Genomic DNA, 16136 nt, shown 5'->3' with positions numbered 1-16136 from the left:
TCCTCTTCCTGCCTCCTTTATGCGAGGAACAGGCTCACGCGGTCAGGGGGACCGGGTGGATCTCGTCGGCCCGGTGGCCGGCGCGCTCGTGGATGCGCTGGACCGCTTCGGCCGAGGGGGCCTCGGAGAGGCAGTAGACCGTGCCGGACTCCGGGTCCGCCCAGGCCCTCTCGAAGTGGACGCCTTCTTCCTTCTCGATGGCGAGATCGGCGTTGTGGGCCTCCAGCAGCTGCTCCGCCGTGAGGCCCTTCATGTCGTGGTGGACATCCATGAACTGAGGCATGGCGTCACGCCTCCTTCCGACTCCCGCGCCCTGCGCTGCCGAATGGCCGGCCGGCTCCGTCCCATCCATCCTGTGCCCGTACCACCGGGATGGCGACCGTGCGGCCCGGGCAGGCAAAGCGGAGGGTGTCCCCCACCGGAGCGAGGGGCGGGTGCCGGGGCGGCGCGGGTGGCGTCGTACCGCCCCGATGGGCACGTCCGGTGGGACCTGCTCCGGGACCGGCCCCCCGGCCGGGCATCCGGCCCGCGCGGATCAGGTGCAGGAGCTCGTGGGGGTCGGGCGGAACCTCGGGGAGTCCGCCGGGCGGAGGCGGGAGGGGCATTCGGGAACAGGCGCCGGCGAACTCGCCTCGACGACGCCGGTCGCCGGCCCCAGGAGCTGAGGCTGCCGAGGGGGCGCGCCGGGTGGCGGCGTCCACCAGGACCGCGCCGAGGCGGGATCGCGTCGGCCGGTTCGAGGTCGCGGTCCACACCCGTGCTGAGACGGCCGCGCAGGGCCCCGACGGGACCGGGGGCGAGGGCGCGCAGCCGGTCCCGGGGGCGGCGGGCCGCGACAGCGGACATGGCTGCCGGGGTCCTCGCCCGCGATGTGGAGCGTGGCCATCCGCCTCGTGCGGGGAGCTGGACTGCTCGGGAGACGGGAAGAACGGGGCGCCCCCCCGCGCTCGGCTTCTCTCCAGCGAGCGATGCCCCCGTCCCATCCCGGCCGGTCCAAGGGGAGGCCCCGGTGGGAACGGGGGCGAGTGCGCGCAGCCCGTCCCGGGGCGGTGGGCCGCGGCGGTGGATATGGCCGCCGAGGTCCTTGCCGGGGATGTGGAGCGGGGCCGGCCGGGAGCGCGGGGGCTCGCGGGGGCGTGCCGCCGGCCCGGCGGGTGCCCGGGAGCGAAGCCGAGCATGGGGTGGAACCCTCGGCGTCGGCGCACCGGCCGTGGACCGCCTCGGCGGCGAGGCGGCGCCCGGAGGCGGACCGGGCGGGGTGGGCCACGTCCGGGCCGTCGCCGCCGAGACGGTCCGCGGTCCGGCGGCCGGCCGCCTCACCGGGTCCGAGTCGCGCAGCGCCGGGCTCTCGCTTCGCCCGTTGTTTCAGTTGTCCGGCCTCTGCCGGTCCCCCACCGGGTCAGAACTTGATCGAGTTGATGGACTCCGCTATCGAGTTCAGGAACCGGTTGATGGAGGGTGCCATGCCGGTCGAGGCGAGGAAGAAGCCGAAGAGGATCGCGACGATGGCGGGACCCGCCTTGATGTTCCCCCCTCTGATGAGCACCACCAGGATGATCGCCAACAGAAGCACCACGGACAGTGAAATGGCCACAACTGATCACACCCTCGGTCGGTCCGCTCTCCCGGCCCGGAGGTACGGCCCGCGCACCCCCGCCAGAACCATCGTGCCACCAACCGGCCCGCCGTATGCGGCCCGTGACGCAACGTCGGGTGCCGGACCGCGGCCGACGACACTCCGCACAGCAATTCGACCGCATGCCCGCGCATGACTCCCCAAGGAATTACGCGACTTCGTTTCCGTCTCCACACATCCTGTGCGCAGGTAATTCGAATTGCTGATACCGAGACGCCGTATGCCCCATTTAGTCGGGATGAATCGGGACATCGAGGGTGAACTGATGACCCTCGTGTGCGCACCATCACGTAGACAGGGAAGGCCTGTTCCGTAAAGCACGGGGTACCCGAACGCGATAACCAGGAATCACTGCGGGAGTTTTACGAAATCCCTCAGACGACGCTAGGGTGCCTGAGATGTTTGACGCCGCCTCGTCCCCCGGCCAGAACCGCAGGCCGCTCCCCCCGGCACAGTCGCCGGTGGACGGAGTGCCCGGTCCGCGTACCCCGATGAGTGCACAGAAGGGGCAGGCGAAGGCGGACAGACCCGGCAAACAACGCGACGCGTTCTTCGACAACGCCAAGTACCTGGCGATCGTGCTCGTCGCCATGGGGCACTCCTGGGAACCGCTGAAGGGCGACAGCCGGATCCTGGAGGCCGTGTACACCGTCGTGTACACCTTCCACATGCCGGCGTTCATCCTCATCTCCGGCTACTTCTCGCGCAGTTTCGACATGCGCCCGGACCGGCTGAAGCGGCTGATCACCGGCGTCGCGGTGCCGTACGTCCTGTTCGAGACGGCGTACCCCCTCTTCAAGAACCTCGTCACCGGCTCCCCCGAGGAGATCAGCCTCCTCGATCCCTGGTACCTGACCTGGTTCCTGGTGGCCCTGTTCGTCTGGCGGCTGACGACTCCGATCTGGAAGCTGGTGCGCTGGCCGCTGCCGCTGGCCCTCGGCATCGCCATGCTGGCGAGCGTCACCCCGAACATCGGCGACGACCTCGACCTGCAGCGCGTCCTGCAGTTCCTGCCGTACTTCGTGCTCGGCCTGTGCATGAAGCCCGAGCACTTCCGGCTGGTGCGCCGCCGCTCGGTGCGGATCGCCTCGGTGCCGGTGTTCGCGGCGGCGCTGGCGATCGGCTGGTGGGCGGTGCCGCGCATGAACACCGCGTGGTTCTACCACCGTGACTCCGCGCAGGAACTGGGCGCCCCCTGGTGGTGCGGCCCGGTGATGACCCTGGCGATGATGGGCTGTTCGCTGCTGCTGACGGCCTGCTTCTACTCCTGGGTGCCGGGCCGGAAGATGTGGTTCACGGCGCTCGGCGCGGGCACCCTGTACGGCTACCTGCTGCACGGCTTCCTGGTGAAGTTCGCCGACTACCGGGGCTGGTTCGACCACGCCTGGCTGCACCACCCGCTCGGCGAGATCACGGTGACCCTCCTCTTCGCCGCCGCGGTCACGGTGCTGTGCACCAAGCCCGTGCAGCGGGTGTTCCGCTTCGCGATGGAGCCGAGGATGGAGTGGGCGTTCAAGCAGGACGCCGCCCAACTCGCCCGCGAGCGCCAGCGCAAGGAGCGGGAGAAGGTCAGCGAGAAGGTCAGCGCCTAGCTCTCACCGCTCACGACAGGCCCCGGACCGAGAAGGGCGCGCATGTGCGCGTACTTCTCGGTCAGTCGTTTCCGGGTCGGTCCGGGCAGCACCGCCAGCCGCTCCGGGTCGGCGTTGTGCGCCAGGTCGGCCTCCTTCACCAGCGGCGCCCCAGGGGTGGCCAGGATCCGCCGCGCGTACGCCTCCGGCGCCTCCCCCGGCCGCTTGGTGAGGGCGTCCACGATCGCCCTGGTGCGCGCGGTCAGGGCGGCGCCCGCCAGCCATTCCTCGCTGAGCGCGGCATCCTCGACGGAGTCGTGCAGCCAGGCGGCCGCGATCTGCTCCGGGTCCCCGCCGCGGACGCGGACGCCTTCGGCGACGGCCGCGAGGTGCTCGGCGTACGGCCGTCCGGCCTTGTCGGTCTGTCCCGCGTGGGCGGCCCGGGCGAGGGCCTCCACCTCGGCGAGGGTGAGCGTCTCGGGCACCCCGGATTCCTCGGGCGTGTCGGGCGTCTTGGGCGTCTTGGGCGTCTTGGGCGTCTTGGGCATCTCGAACGTCTTGGCCGTCTCGGGTGTCTCGGTCTCGGGTGTCTCGGTCACCCGCCGAGTTTCTCCCGAACTTGCCCGCACCCGCGCCGGCCTTCATGCTGTAATGACTGAAATCATTCAGCACCTATTACCCACTTCAGGAGGGGCCGTGCCTTTCAGGACCACCGCCGAGGCGGTACGCGCGTGGGTCGAGGGATGGGCCGCGTCGCGCTGTGCGGCCGAACCGACGCCACACTCCTGGGGGTTCACCATCGACGTCGGCCTCGCCAAGGAGGTGGCCCGGCACGTCCTGACCGACGCCGACGAGGCGACCGTCCGCGAGCTGGCCGGGGACACGACCGTCACCGGCGTCCCCCTCAAGACGTTCGTACCGCCGGAGACCCTGAAGGCGTGGCTGCCGCCGGGCTGGGTCCTCCTGGACGGGCACGCCGGGCTCATGGCCGCCTCGCTGAGCGCCGTCGAGGCCCCGCCGGGCCTCCCCGACGGCTACCGGCTGCACAGCTGGCACCGGGCCGGCGTCACCCGCGTGGTGGTACGCGCCGCCGACGGCGCCTTCGCCGCGCGCGGGCAGATCGCGGTCACCGGCCCGACCGCCGCGGTCGACCAGGTGGAGACGGACGCGGCCCATCAGCGCCGGGGGCTCGGGCGCGTGGTGATGGGCACGCTCGCCGAGGCCGCGGCCCGCCAGGGCGCGAGGACGGCCGTCCTGGGCGCGACCGTACAGGGGCGGGCCCTGTACGAGGCCCTGGGCTGGAAGGTGGTGGCTCCGATGAGCGCGGCCGTCCGGAGCGCGCGGGACGGCGGGGCGTAGGCCCGCGAGGGGGAGCCCACGCCCGCGAAGGCGGGATGCGGGCCCACGACGTCCGGGATACGACCCTCCGCGAGGGCGGTCCTCAGCGGGCGCCCGCCGATGCCTCGCGGCAGATCAGCAGCAGGGCCCGGTCGTCGTTGACGTCCTTCGCGACCGCCTCGATGAGATGCCAGGCGGCGCCGTGGAAGCCGCCGGCGACATAGCGGTCGGCCTCGCCGGTGAGGCGGTCGATGCCCTCCACGATGTCCCGGTCGGAGGTCTCCACCAGGCCGTCCGTGAACAGCATCAACACGTCCCCCGGCCGCAGCGAGCCCTTCACGGGGTCGAACTGCGCGCCGTCGTACACACCGAGCAGCGGGCCCTCGGCGGCCTTCTCCTCCCAGCGCCCGCTGCCCGCGCTCAGCTGCAGGCCCGGCGGATGCCCGGCGGTGTACAGCTCGTAGTCGCCGGAGTCCAGGTCCAGCACCAGGTGGATGGAGGTGGCGAAGCCCTCGTCCCAGTCCTGGCGGAGGAGATAGCCATTGGCCGCGGGCAGGAAGGCGTGCGGAGGCAGGGAGCCGAGCAGGCCGCCGAAGGCGCCCGACAGCAGCAGGGCGCGCGAGCCCGCGTCCATGCCCTTGCCGGACACGTCCGTGAGCACGACCTCCAGGGTGCGGCCGCCGTTGGTCCGGGCCGCGACGACGAAGTCCCCGGAGAAGGACTGGCCGCCCGCCGGGCGCAGCGCCATCTCGTGGTGCCAGCCCTGCGGCAGCTTCGGCAGCGTGCTCTGCACCCGGATCCGCTCGCGCAGGTCGAACAGCATGGTGCCGCCGCGCCGCCAGGGCACCCCGACCCGGCTGCGGAACTGGGCCGTCAGCAGGCCGAAGAACCCGCACGCGGCCACGACCAGCACCACGCCCGGGGTGACCCGGCTCGGCCCCTCGGTGTACGGGCCGAGCCGCACCGACTCCACGATCAGCGCGCTGGCCCCCGCGGCGTACAGGCCGAGCAGGCTCGCCGGGCGCAGCAGCAGCCCGCCGGCGACGATCGGCAGCACCAGGGTGGCCGGGGAGCACCACACCGAGTTCATGAGGGTCATGGACGCGAGGACGGGGATGGCGATCAGCAGTCCGGCGAACGCGACCCAGTCCGAGCCGTTGCCGCGGAAGTAGTCCACGGCGCTTCTGCGCAGGCCGACTCGGGCCCGGTGCCAGTGCATCCTCCACCGGGCCGTGAACGTCTCGGCCTTCGCGCGCCGCTCTCGTCCTGCTGCCATTAGTTCGGGACCCTATCCATCGCACCGGCTGCTTGGCACGGGAGGTCCCACTTGTCCCCCGTGCGAGGTCCGACTTCGCGGTTCGTCCTGTGGTGCTTCCTGCGATTCGTCCTGTGGTACGTCCTGTGGTTCGCCCTCACAGTGAACGGCACGCGGGGCCATCGCGCCGCCGTCCGGGAGAAATTCGCTGGCTCGTCCCGCAATGCCCTGGTAGGCATGGCGCATGGGGAGTGACCGCGGGACCGAGTTGAGGACGCTGCGCCCTGAGGAGTTCGACCGGTGGTGGGACCACCTGGTCCGGGCGTTCGGGGGCGGGTCCGCCTCGCCCGAGGAGCGCGAACTGGACAAATCGCTCACCGAGTTCGACCGCTCCCTCGCCGTCTGGGACGCGGACGCGGTCGTCGGGACCTCCGGGGCCTTCAGCTTCCGGATGACCGTCCCGGGCGGTGCGGTGGTGCCCACCGCGGGTGTGACCATGGTCAGCGTGGCCGCGACGCACCGGCGGCGCGGGCTGCTGACGACGATGATGCGGCGCCTGCTGGACGACGCCCGCGCCAAGGGCGAGCCGCTGGCGGCGCTGTTCGCCTCGGAGCCCGCGATCTACGGCCGGTTCGGGTACGGCACGGCGACCCTGCAGCTCAACGCCGAGATCGACACCGGCCGGGTCACCCTGGCGCTGCCCGAGGACACCGACGGGGTCCGCGTGCGCTACGCGCCGCCCGCCGACGTCCTCCAGGAGTGCGAGGCGGTGTACGCGGCCCTGGTGCCCCGCCGCCCCGGCATGCTGGCCCGCCGGCCCGGCTGGGAGCGGGCCGGGCTGCTCGACCCGGAGAGCGACCGGGACGGCGCGTCGGCCCTGCAGTGCGTGGTCGCCGAGCGGGACGGCGCGGTCACCGGGTACGCCCGCTTCCGCACCAAGCTGGGCTGGGGACCGAGCGGGCACGACGGCACGGTGACGCTGGAGGACCTGGCGGGGCTCGACCCGGCGACCGAGGCCGCGCTGTGGCGCTTCCTGTTCGGCATCGACCTGATGACGACGCTGACGGTGCGGGGACGGCCGGTCGACGAGGCCTGGCAGCACCTGGTCTCCGACGTCCGCCGCTGCCGCCTGCGGCTGCGGGACGCCGGATACGTCCGTCTCGTGGAGGTGGGTACGGCCCTGTCGGCGCGCACCTACGTGGCGCCCGTGGACGTCGTACTGGACGTCGAGGACGCCTTCTGCCCGTGGAACGGGGGCCGTTGGCGGCTGACGGGGGACGCCAAGGGGGCGTCCTGCGAGCGGACGGCCGATGCGCCCGATCTCGCGCTCACCGTACGGGAGTTGGGGTCGGCCTACCTCGGTGGCGTGTCCCTGCTGTCGCTGGCGGCGGCCGGGCGGGTGCGGGAGGTGCGGCCGGGGGCGCTGACGGAGGCGTCGGTGGCGTTCGGTTCACCGCTGGCTCCCTGGCTGCCGCACGGCTTCTAGGTCACCGTCCGCTCCCGGGCCACCGTTCGCGCGGTCACGTTCACGCGGTCACGTTCACGCGGTCACCGTTCGCGCGGTCACCGTTCGCGCGGTCACCGTTCCTGGCAGGTGGGGCACCAGAAGAGGTTGCGGGCGGCGAGGCCGGCGGTGCGGATCTCGTCGCCGCAGATGTGACAGGGCTGCGGGGCGCGGCGGTAGACGTACACCTCGCCGCCGTGGTCGTCCACGCGCGGCGGGCGGTTCATGGCCTCCGGCGTGTGCTCGGGGCGGACGGTGTCGATCCGGTTGTTCCTGACCCCTTCGCGCATCAGCTCGACGAGGTCGGCCCAGAGGGCGTCCCACTCGCGCGGGGTGATCTCGCGGCCGGTGCGGTACGGGTCGATGCCGTGCCGGAAGAGGACCTCGGCGCGGTAGACGTTGCCGACGCCGGCCACGATCTTCTGGTCCATGAGCAGCGCGGCGATCGTCGTGCGGCTGCGGGAGATCCTGCGGTAGGCCGATGCCGGGTCGGCGTCCTCGCGCAGCGGGTCGGGGCCGAGGCGGCCGTGTATCGCCTGCTTCTCGGTGCCGGTGATCAGGGCGCAGGTGGTGGGGCCGCGCAGGTCGACGTAGGAGGTGTCGTTGGCGAGCCGGAGCCGGACGGTGTCGGTCGGCGGGGGCGCGGGGGCGTCACCGAAGCCGACCTTGCCGAAGAGGCCGAGGTGGATGTGGACCCAGTCGGCGTCGCGGAAGCGGAGGAAGAGGTGCTTGCCGTGGGCCTCGGTGCCGGTGAGGACGGCGCCGTTCAGCAGGTCGGCGGCGTCGGAGAACTTGCCCTGCGGGCTGCTGACCCGGGCGGGCCTTCCCGTGAAGCGCTGGGCGTAGTCCTGGGCCAGTCGGTGGATGGTGTGCCCTTCGGGCAAGGCTGAACTGTCCTTTCCGACCGGTCTTCGCCCACCCCGCCCACCGCGTGGGGCGGGCGGGGTGGGGAGGCGGGGGCCGGGAGCCCCCACGGGTCCTACTGCTGCGGGTGGTGGGCCGGGATCGGGGGCAGGTCGCCCGTCGTCTCGTAGCCGGCCAGCATGTCGATCCGGCGGATGTGACGCTCGTCACCGGAGAACGGGGTGTTCAGGAACACCTCGACGAATTTCGTCGCCTCCTCGGTGCTGTGCATGCGCGCACCCACGGCCACCACGTTGGCGTCGTTGTGCTGCCGGCCGAGCGCGGCGGTCTCCTCGCTCCAGGCCAGCGCGGCGCGCACACCCTTCACCTTGTTCGCGGCGATCTGCTCACCGTTGCCGGAGCCGCCGATGACGATGCCGAGGGCCTCCGGGTCGGCGGCCGCCTTCTCGGCGGCACGCAGGCAGAAGGGCGGGTAGTCGTCCTGGGCGTCGTAGATGTGCGGCCCGCAGTCGACGGGCTCGTGCCCCGCCGCCTTGAGCCACTCGACGAGGTGGTTCTTGAGTTCGTAGCCCGCATGGTCGGAGCCGAGATACACGCGCATGGGACGAGTGTGACACGCCGGTATCGGGGCAGCAGCCCCGGGTGGCGGCGCCGGGCCGGGGCCGACAACGGTCGGTGAAATGTGAGGCAGACCATAGAACCTCAAGGGAACCTCAAGTAACGATACGGATTCAGAGGTTCCCGAATTCGTTCGCCTCGGATTCACTGGACCGTCTCGTACACCGCTCGTACGAATTGCTCCGCCTGGCGTAAAGGAAATCCGTCCATGACCCCTGGTTCGGGCCTTCAAGCAGGACTCAAGAACCGCCACCTGACGATGATCGCGATCGGTGGCGTCATCGGAGCCGGCCTCTTCGTCGGCTCCAGCTCCGGTATCGCTACCGCGGGACCCGGCATCCTTCTGTCGTACGCACTCGTCGGCACCCTCGTCGTCCTCGTGATGCGGATGCTCGGCGAGATGTCGGCCGCAAACCCCACCTCCGGCTCCTTCTCCGCGCACGCCGACCGTGCCCTCGGCCGCTGGGCCGGGTTCTCGATCGGCTGGCTCTACTGGTTCTTCTGGGTCGTCGTGCTGGCCGTCGAGGCCACCGCAGGCGCCAAGATCCTCGAGGGCTGGGTGCCGGCCGTCCCCCAGTGGGGCTGGGCGCTCATCGTGATGACCGTGCTGACCGCGACCAACCTGGTCTCCGTCGGCTCCTACGGCGAATTCGAGTTCTGGTTCGCCGGCATCAAGGTCGTCGCCATCGGTGCCTTCATCGTCGTCGGCCTGCTGGCCATCTTCGGCGTGCTGCCGGGCGTTCACGCCGACAAGGCGTCCTTCGGCAACCTGGCGAACCACGGCGGCTTCCTGCCGCACGGCCCCGGTTCGATCCTCACCGGTGTGCTGCTGGTCGTCTTCTCCTTCATGGGCAGCGAGATCGCGACCCTGGCGGCCGGCGAGTCCGAGGACCCGCAGAAGGCCGTCACCAAGTCCACCAACAGCATCATCTGGCGTATCGGCGTCTTCTACCTGGGCTCGATCCTGGTCGTGGTCTCGCTGCTGCCGTGGAACGACGCGTCCATCCAGAAGAACGGCTCGTACGTCGCCGCCCTGGACTCCCTCGGCATCGCGCACGCCGGCGAGATCATGAACGTGATCGTGCTGACCTCGGTGCTGTCCTGTCTGAACTCCGGCCTGTACACGGCCTCCCGCATGGCCTTCTCGCTCGGCCAGCGCGGTGACGCCCCGAAGGCGTTCGCCCGCACCACGGCCCGTGGTGTGCCGATGGCCGCGATCCTGTCCTCGGTCGTGTTCGGCTTCGTGGCGGTCTTCTTCAACTACCAGTACCCGGACACGGTCTTCCTCTTCCTGCTGAACTCCAGCGGTGCGGTGGCCCTGTTCGTCTGGCTCGCGATCTGCTTCTCGCAGCTGCGGATGCGGAAGATCATCCAGCGGGAGGCGCCGGAGAAGCTCGTCGTGAGGATGTGGCTGTACCCGTACCTGACCTGGGTGACGGCGGCCTTCATCGTCTTCGTCCTCGGGTACATGCTGACCGACACCAAGGGCGCGAGCAGCGGCCGGACGACCGTGCTGCTGTCGGTCGCGGTGGCGGCGGTCGTGGTGGTGATCGCCTTCGTGAAGCAGGCGCTCACCAAGAACCGCCCGGCCCCCGCGGTCGAGGCCCCGGCCGACAAGGTCTCCGTCGGCTGATCCACCTCCGGCTGAACATGGCCGCATGACCTGACGACACCTGTCAGGTCATGCGGCCATGCCGCGTTCCCCCACTCCCGGCTGCGCCGGCGACCCGGACTTCCCCGCACGCCTGCTACGGGGACAGCGGGTGCCGGCGGATCCGGACGTCGAGCGGGCCGGGGAACTGCCGCGCGCGACCGGGCCGGAGGCGGACCGGATGGGTGTCCTGCGGATCGACCCCCCGGGGGCGGGGCGCTCGCCCGGCCGGCGCCGAACGCCGTGCCGTACCGCGAAGGGCGGTTCCCGCTGCGGCTGTTGACCGTCGGCGGCCGGGAGGAGGGGCGGGCCGTGCCGGGCCCGGCGTTCGCGCCGACCGGCCGGCGGCACGCCCGGCCGGTCGCCCGGCTTCGTCTTCGGGGCGGGCGACCGGGGTGCCGGCCCGTGCGGCCCGAAGACGCGGAAGAGGTTCGCCGGGCTCAAGGAGAGCTGCGATCCGGCGAACCTCTTCGGCTGGAACTACGGCGTCGACGCAGAGGCGTCAGCGCTTTCCGACGAGCTTCCAGGCGGTGGGCGTGACGCCCATCGCCAGGGCCGCCTTCACGGCGTCGCCGATCAGGAACGGGCTGAGACCCGCCGCGACGGCCTGGGAGGCGGAGAGGTGGGCGGCGTAGGCCAGGTACGGGACGCCAATCGCGTAGATGATCGCCTCGCCCAGCAGCATCGTGCCCGCCATGCGCAGCACGGAGCGGTCGGCGCCGCGCCGGGCCAGGGCGCCCACGACGGTGGAGGCGAGCAGCATGCCGAGGACGTAGCCGAAGGAGACGGAGACGCCGGAGCTGCCCTCGGCGAACCACGGCACACCGGCGAGTCCGGCCAGCGCGTACAGCACGAGCGAGGCCAGGCCGCGGCTCGCGCCCAGCGTCGTGCCGACCAGCAGCGCGGCGAAGGTCTGGCCGGTCACCGGAACCGGAGAGCCGGGCACGGGGACCGAGAGCTGGGCCGCGAGGCCGGTGAGCGCGGCGCCGCCGAGCACGAGGGCCACGTCCCGGACGCGGGACGCGGGGAGCAGGTCGGCGAGGACCTCGCGGGGGCGGGCGGTGGCGGCAGCGGTGCTCATGGGGACTCCGCGGGTGACGGGGACATGCTGGGACACGGTGACGCTATCCCAGCCGCATCGAGCCGATCACCGTCAGCGCTCGACAAAGGGAGGAACGACGGCTTGGTGGGCTCCGGACAAAGAGTGGGGGCTACACCGACCGGGGCGTGACACTGGTCACTGAGGCAGGGACGTGTGGCTCACTCGCCGGGGCGTCGCGCGGACTGTGGAGTGTCACCAAACGAATCCTGGTCGTCTGGTCGGATTCACCGTTCCTGGCCTACCCTTCCAGCCATGGTCGCCCAGTCCCGGTACTTCACGTCGCGTCGCTACGTCGACCTGCGACGCCAGGGCACGGCCACCTGTAGCCGCCCGGGGTAGGGGCGGTCCGCTCGGCACGCCCCGCCTTCCGCGTCGTGTCGGCCCCGTTCCCGAGGACGGTTCTCCATGCCCCGTACCGCGGCATCCGCTCCCGCCTTCCCCGTTCCCCGCCTCACGCCCGTCTTCCGTGCCGCCGACAGTGACCGGCGGCGCACCAGCGCCAGTGTCGTGCTGCGCTCGGTGCTGGAGCACGGGCCGGTGGCGCGCAGCACCATCGCCCGGCTGACCGGGCTGTCCCCGGCGTCGGTGACGGAGCACTGTGCCCGGCTCACCGAACGGGGCCTGGTCCGGGACTCCGCCGCGCCGCGCCGCTCGAACGGGGTGGGCCGGCCGCACGTCCCCGTCGAGCTGGACGACAGCCGGTTCCTGGTCGGCGGGGTACACGTGGCCGTGCCGTACACCACGGTGGCGCTGCTGGACCTGCGCGGCCGGGTGCTGGCCCGGCGCGAGCTGAAGCACGAGGAGACCGGCCCCGGACGGGTGCTGGCGCGGGCCGCCGAGGGACTCGACGGGCTGCTCGCCGGGATGCCCGGCCACCGCCCGCTGGGGGTCGGGGTGGCGGTCGGCGGCTGGGTGGACCGGGAGACGGGCACCGTGGTCGAGCACGAGCTGCTGGGCTGGCGGGAGGTGCCGGTGCGGGAGGTGCTCGGGGCCCGCACGGGCCTGCCGGTGCACGTGGACGGGCACGCGCGGGCACTGGTGAACGCGGAGCGGCTGTTCGGGCGGGCCCGGGGCAGCCGCAGTGTGCTGCACCTGTTCGTCGGCAACGTGGTCGACGCGGCCTTCGCCACCAACGACGAGGTGCACCACGGCCCCCGCTCGGCGGCCGGCGCCATCGCCCATCTGCCGGTGCCGGGCAGCGGTGAACCGTGCGCGTGCGGCCGAACCGGCTGCCTCCAGGCGGAGTTGAGCGAGCGGACGCTGTGCCGCCGGGCGCGGGCGGCCGGGGTGACCGACTCGGCGAACCCGATGCACGTGGTGGCCGCGGCGGCGGCCGGCGACGCGGTGGCCCGGCGGCTGCTGGTGGAGCGGGCCCGGGCGACCGGCCGGGCGGCCGGGCTGCTGCTCGACGTGCTCAACCCGGAGACCGTCGTCGTGACCGAGGTGGGCGTCATCCACTTCGACGACTGCCTCGCCGCACTGCGGGAGGCGGCCGGCACGGAGCGGTCGGCGGCCGTCCTGCCGACGAGTTTCCCGGATTCCGTACTGGCGACGGCGGGCGGATCGGTGGTGCTGGACGCATTGTTCCGGGATCCACTCGCCGCCTCACCTGAGGCTATTTAATTCAGAAACTCCGAATGTTGACAGAGGGCGCCCCCGGCCAGGAACATGCTGGTCATGAGCCTCTTCACCAGCTGTCGCACTGTCTGTTGCTGACACATTGCCGCGCATGAAGCGCGTGTTTCCCGCTGTGTGAACTCTGTTTTTTCCGGTTCTTCTTCCCGGAATTCTTCCTGCCTTTCTCCTCTTTTTGCCCCGGGAGTACTCCCATGCACCGTCGCCTCTTTCTCACCTCCGTGCTGGGCGCGTCCGCCGCCGTGGCGGGCCTCAGCGGCTGCGCCAAGGGCGAGTCCTCGGCCGCCACCCAGGGCGCCGCCACCAAGCCGCTCGCGGACAAGGTCCCGGCCGGCACCAGCCTGAAGATCGCCTCGTACCTCGGTCAGCAGCAGCTGCAGTTCCGGCTGGCGAAGCTGCCCAAGCTGCCCTTCACGGTGTCCAGTTGGGTGAACATCGGGGCCGGTCCGGATGTCATCAACGCCTTCCGCGCCAAGTCGCTGGACCTCGCCAACAACGCGGGCATCCCGCCGATCCAGGCGCACTACCAGGGCTACGACGCGAAGATCGTGGCGATCGACGTCACCCGCAAGCCCAACTACCTCTTCGCCACCAAGCCCGGCAGCGACGTCCACACCGTCGACGACTTCAAGGGCAAGCGGCTCGCCTTCTCGCAGGGCCAGGCGCAGGGGGTCGTACTGCTGCGGGCCCTGAAGAAGGCCGGCCTGGGCTACGACCAGGTGAAGCTGGTCCCGCTGACCAGCAACCAGTTCTTCACCGCCCTGCAGTCCGGGCAGGTCGACGTGGCCCCGCTCGCCATCAGCCAGGCGCCCGCCTACCTCAAGCAGTACGAGGCGAAGGGCGCCCGCACGATCGACACCGACGTCGTCGACCTGCTCAACCTGCTGTGGGCGCCGCAGTCGGTGCTCAGCGACCCGGCCAAGGCCGCCGCGGTCGCCGCCTACATCCCGCAGTGGGCGCAGGGCCAGGTGTGGGCGTACGAGCACCCGGACGTGTGGAACGAGCAGTTCTACGTCAAGACGCAGAACCTGACCCTCGCGCAGGCGCAGAGCATCACCAAGCTCGCCAACAAGCCCTACTTCCCGCCCAGTTGGGACGAGGCGATCAAGTGGGAGCAGGAGACCGCGGACCTGCTCGCCGAGGGCGGTTTCGTGAAGAAGTTCGACGTCTCCTCGCTCTTCGACCACCGCTTCGAGGCGATCGCCGCCGAGGCCGTACCCGAGGAGTACCGGAAATGACCGCCGTGACCACGACGACCGCCGTGCCGGCGGCGCAGGCCGGGGAGCCGCCCCAGGTCCGCCGGCGCCGCCGCCTCTCCCCCGGCCGCCGGCTGCCCGCCGCCCGGCTGATCGGTCCGCTGGCGTTCTTCGCCCTGTGGGCCGCCGCCTCCGCCGCCGGGTCCCTCGACCCGGCCGCCATCCCCGCGCCCTGGACGGTGCTGCGGACCGCCGGTCATCTGTGGACCGACGGCACGCTGCCCACCGACGTCCTGACCTCGTTGCAGAGGGCCGCGTACGGCTTCGCGATCGGCCTGGCCGCGGGGGTGCTGCTCGCGCTCGCCGCCGGGCTCAGCCGCGCCGGCGAGGCGCTGATCGACGGGACAGTGCAGCTCAACCGGGCGATACCGACCCTCGGCCTGATCCCGCTGTTCATCCTCTGGCTGGGCATCGGGGAGACCTTCAAGGTCGCCATCATCGCGATCGTCGTCTACATCCCGGTCTATCTGAACACGCATGCCGCGCTGGCCGGCATCGACAGCCGGTACGTCGAACTCGCCGAGGTGCAGGGGCTGTCGCGGTTCACCTTCATCCGTCAGGTGGTGATCCCCGGCGCGCTGCCCGGATTCTTCGTGGGACTCCGGCTCGGTGTGACCGGCTCCTGGCTGGGCCTGGTGGTGCTGGAGCAGATCAACGCCACCAGCGGCCTCGGCTACATGATGTTCCAGGCGCAGAACTACGGCCAGACCGACGTCATCCTGGTCGGCCTGCTGATCTACGGCGTCTTCGGCCTGATCTCCGACAGCGTGGTCCGTCTCATCGAACGGAGGGTGCTGTCATGGCGCCGCACACTGAGCAGCTGACCCGGCCCGCCGTCCGGCTCCGCGGCCTGACCCGGTCCTTCGACGGCCGTACGGTGCTCGACGGCATCGACCTGGATCTGCCCGCCGGGCAGTTCACGGCGCTGCTCGGGCACAGCGGCTCGGGCAAGAGCACGCTGCTGCGGGCGGTCGCCGGGCTCGACCACGGGGTCGCCGGCAGCGGGCGGCTCACCGCCCCGGAGCGGGTGTCGGTGGTCTTCCAGGACTCCCGGCTGCTGCCCTGGCGCCGGGTGCTGGACAACGTGCTGCTGGGCACGGACGGCACGGACGCCGCGGAACGCGGCCGGGCCGCCCTCGCGGAGGTCGGTCTGAAGGGCCGGGAGCGGGCCTGGCCGGGCGAGCTGTCCGGCGGTGAGGCCCAGCGTGCGGCGCTGGCCCGCTCCCTGGTCCGCGAGCCCGAACTGCTGCTGGCCGACGAGCCGTTCGGCGCGCTGGACGCACTGACCCGGATCAGGATGCACGGCCTGCTGCGCGACCTGTGGAAGCGCCACCGGCCGTCCGTGCTGCTGGTCACCCACGACGTGGACGAGGCGATCGTGCTCGCCGACCGGGTCCTCGTCCTCGACCGGGGCCGCATCGGCCTGGACCTGGCCATCGACCACCCCCACCCGCGCTCCTACCGCGAGCCGCTGCTGGGCGAGTACCGCGAGCGGCTGCTGGCCGCCCTGGGCGTCACGGAGGACCACGGATGACCCGTCACCCCCGCCCGCACCAGCCACCGCGGAACGCCGGCCACGCGCCCGGACCGCCGACGCGCCGCAGGCATCCCGTGCTCGCCGACCGGGTCCTCGTCCTCGACCGGGGCCGCATCGGCCTGGACCTGGCCATCGACCACCCCCACCCGCGCTCCTACCGCGAGCCGCT

Annotated in this window: 15 protein-coding genes and 1 pseudogene; 9 read left to right on the top strand and 7 right to left on the bottom strand. The window is 71.8% G+C overall.

Annotated features, from left to right (window positions below):
• Nucleotides 1–34: 34 nt before the first annotated feature.
• Together AB0N17_RS28165 and AB0N17_RS28160 are read right to left on the bottom strand one after the other, a co-directional pair.
• Nucleotides 35–283 (bottom strand): SCO4226 family nickel-binding protein, encoded by a 249-nt coding sequence (locus AB0N17_RS28165; protein WP_366014321.1) that lies wholly within the window; start codon nucleotides 281–283, stop codon nucleotides 35–37.
• 1116 nt (nucleotides 284–1399) lie between these two features.
• Nucleotides 1400–1594 (bottom strand): hypothetical protein, encoded by a 195-nt coding sequence (locus tag AB0N17_RS28160; RefSeq protein WP_366014320.1) that lies wholly within the window; start codon nucleotides 1592–1594, stop codon nucleotides 1400–1402.
• Nucleotides 1595–2127: 533 nt separating this feature from the next.
• On the opposite strand from AB0N17_RS28160, the gene AB0N17_RS28155 reads away from it, so the two are divergent.
• Nucleotides 2128–3228 carry an acyltransferase family protein gene (locus tag AB0N17_RS28155; protein WP_366014319.1) on the top strand — a complete coding sequence of 367 codons (1101 nt, stop codon included), beginning with the start codon at nucleotides 2128–2130 and terminating at the stop codon, nucleotides 3226–3228.
• On the opposite strand, the gene AB0N17_RS28150 is transcribed toward AB0N17_RS28155, so the two are convergent.
• Nucleotides 3225–3692, bottom strand: coding sequence for an HD domain-containing protein (locus tag AB0N17_RS28150; protein WP_366014374.1), 468 nt, complete (start codon nucleotides 3690–3692; stop codon nucleotides 3225–3227). The genes AB0N17_RS28155 and AB0N17_RS28150 overlap by 4 nt on opposite strands.
• Before the next feature lie 211 nt (nucleotides 3693–3903).
• Here AB0N17_RS28150 and AB0N17_RS28145 point away from each other — a divergent pair, with 211 nt between their 5' ends.
• A complete protein-coding gene (locus AB0N17_RS28145) occupies nucleotides 3904–4566 on the top strand; it encodes a GNAT family N-acetyltransferase (protein ID WP_366014317.1) in 663 nt (220 codons plus the stop codon).
• Between the two features lie 82 nt (nucleotides 4567–4648).
• On the opposite strand, the gene AB0N17_RS28140 is transcribed toward AB0N17_RS28145, so the two are convergent.
• Nucleotides 4649–5821, bottom strand: coding sequence for a PP2C family protein-serine/threonine phosphatase (locus tag AB0N17_RS28140; protein ID WP_366014316.1), 1173 nt, complete (start codon nucleotides 5819–5821; stop codon nucleotides 4649–4651).
• A 223-nt stretch (nucleotides 5822–6044) separates the two neighbouring features.
• On the opposite strand from AB0N17_RS28140, the gene AB0N17_RS28135 reads away from it, so the two are divergent.
• A complete protein-coding gene (locus tag AB0N17_RS28135) occupies nucleotides 6045–7286 on the top strand; it encodes a GNAT family N-acetyltransferase (RefSeq protein WP_366014315.1) in 1242 nt (413 codons plus the stop codon).
• A 92-nt stretch (nucleotides 7287–7378) separates the two neighbouring features.
• Here the strand turns inward: AB0N17_RS28135 and AB0N17_RS28130 are convergent, their stop codons facing one another.
• Nucleotides 7379–8188, bottom strand: a complete 810-nt coding sequence (locus AB0N17_RS28130) for a DNA-formamidopyrimidine glycosylase family protein (protein WP_366014314.1) — start codon at nucleotides 8186–8188, stop codon at nucleotides 7379–7381.
• Nucleotides 8189–8283: 95 nt separating this feature from the next.
• Nucleotides 8284–8769, bottom strand: coding sequence for a ribose-5-phosphate isomerase (locus AB0N17_RS28125; protein ID WP_366014313.1), 486 nt, complete (start codon nucleotides 8767–8769; stop codon nucleotides 8284–8286).
• Nucleotides 8770–8994: 225 nt separating this feature from the next.
• On the opposite strand from AB0N17_RS28125, the gene AB0N17_RS28120 reads away from it, so the two are divergent.
• Entirely contained in the window at nucleotides 8995–10419 is a 1425-nt protein-coding gene (locus tag AB0N17_RS28120; RefSeq protein ID WP_366014312.1) for an amino acid permease, read from the top strand.
• Nucleotides 10420–10939: 520 nt separating this feature from the next.
• Here AB0N17_RS28120 and AB0N17_RS28115 read toward each other — a convergent pair.
• Nucleotides 10940–11518 carry a biotin transporter BioY gene (locus AB0N17_RS28115; RefSeq protein ID WP_366014311.1) on the bottom strand — a complete coding sequence of 193 codons (579 nt, stop codon included), beginning with the start codon at nucleotides 11516–11518 and terminating at the stop codon, nucleotides 10940–10942.
• 426 nt (nucleotides 11519–11944) lie between these two features.
• On the opposite strand from AB0N17_RS28115, the gene AB0N17_RS28110 reads away from it, so the two are divergent.
• From AB0N17_RS28110 to AB0N17_RS28090, 5 genes and pseudogenes are all read left to right on the top strand, one after another.
• Nucleotides 11945–13162, top strand: a complete 1218-nt coding sequence (locus AB0N17_RS28110; RefSeq protein ID WP_366014310.1) for an ROK family transcriptional regulator — start codon at nucleotides 11945–11947, stop codon at nucleotides 13160–13162.
• Between the two features lie 206 nt (nucleotides 13163–13368).
• Nucleotides 13369–14412: an ABC transporter substrate-binding protein gene (locus tag AB0N17_RS28105; RefSeq protein ID WP_366014309.1), complete on the top strand. Its 1044-nt coding sequence runs from the start codon at nucleotides 13369–13371 to the stop codon at nucleotides 14410–14412.
• Nucleotides 14409–15254 (top strand): ABC transporter permease, encoded by an 846-nt coding sequence (locus AB0N17_RS28100; RefSeq protein ID WP_366014308.1) that lies wholly within the window; start codon nucleotides 14409–14411, stop codon nucleotides 15252–15254. The genes AB0N17_RS28105 and AB0N17_RS28100 overlap by 4 nt, the downstream gene beginning before the upstream one ends.
• Entirely contained in the window at nucleotides 15230–15964 is a 735-nt protein-coding gene (locus AB0N17_RS28095) for an ABC transporter ATP-binding protein (RefSeq protein WP_366014307.1), read from the top strand. Before AB0N17_RS28100 ends, AB0N17_RS28095 begins: the two co-directional genes overlap by 25 nt.
• 77 nt (nucleotides 15965–16041) lie before the next feature.
• A pseudogene (locus AB0N17_RS28090) lies at nucleotides 16042–16136 on the top strand (sulfonate ABC transporter ATP-binding protein); the annotation flags it as partial.

The sequence above is a fragment of the Streptomyces sp. NPDC051133 genome, assembly GCF_040682635.1.
In the GTDB taxonomy this organism is placed as follows: Bacteria; Actinomycetota; Actinomycetes; order Streptomycetales; family Streptomycetaceae; genus Streptomyces.
The sequence above is the reverse complement of the archived record's forward strand: the minus strand, read 5'-3'. Positions and strand labels throughout refer to the sequence as shown.

Coding starts and splice junctions, on each gene's coding strand:
- AB0N17_RS28100 (WP_366014308.1), top strand. CDS start 14,409: ATGACCGCCGTGACCACGACGACCGCCGTGCCGGCGGCGCAGGCCGGG.
- AB0N17_RS28140 (WP_366014316.1), bottom strand. CDS start 5,821: ATGGCAGCAGGACGAGAGCGGCGCGCGAAGGCCGAGACGTTCACGGCC.
- AB0N17_RS28135 (WP_366014315.1), top strand. CDS start 6,045: ATGGGGAGTGACCGCGGGACCGAGTTGAGGACGCTGCGCCCTGAGGAG.
- AB0N17_RS28155 (WP_366014319.1), top strand. CDS start 2,128: ATGAGTGCACAGAAGGGGCAGGCGAAGGCGGACAGACCCGGCAAACAA.
- AB0N17_RS28095 (WP_366014307.1), top strand. CDS start 15,230: ATGGCGCCGCACACTGAGCAGCTGACCCGGCCCGCCGTCCGGCTCCGC.
- AB0N17_RS28115 (WP_366014311.1), bottom strand. CDS start 11,518: ATGAGCACCGCTGCCGCCACCGCCCGCCCCCGCGAGGTCCTCGCCGAC.
- AB0N17_RS28105 (WP_366014309.1), top strand. CDS start 13,369: ATGCACCGTCGCCTCTTTCTCACCTCCGTGCTGGGCGCGTCCGCCGCC.
- AB0N17_RS28165 (WP_366014321.1), bottom strand. CDS start 283: ATGCCTCAGTTCATGGATGTCCACCACGACATGAAGGGCCTCACGGCG.
- AB0N17_RS28110 (WP_366014310.1), top strand. CDS start 11,945: ATGCCCCGTACCGCGGCATCCGCTCCCGCCTTCCCCGTTCCCCGCCTC.
- AB0N17_RS28125 (WP_366014313.1), bottom strand. CDS start 8,769: ATGCGCGTGTATCTCGGCTCCGACCATGCGGGCTACGAACTCAAGAAC.
- AB0N17_RS28120 (WP_366014312.1), top strand. CDS start 8,995: ATGACCCCTGGTTCGGGCCTTCAAGCAGGACTCAAGAACCGCCACCTG.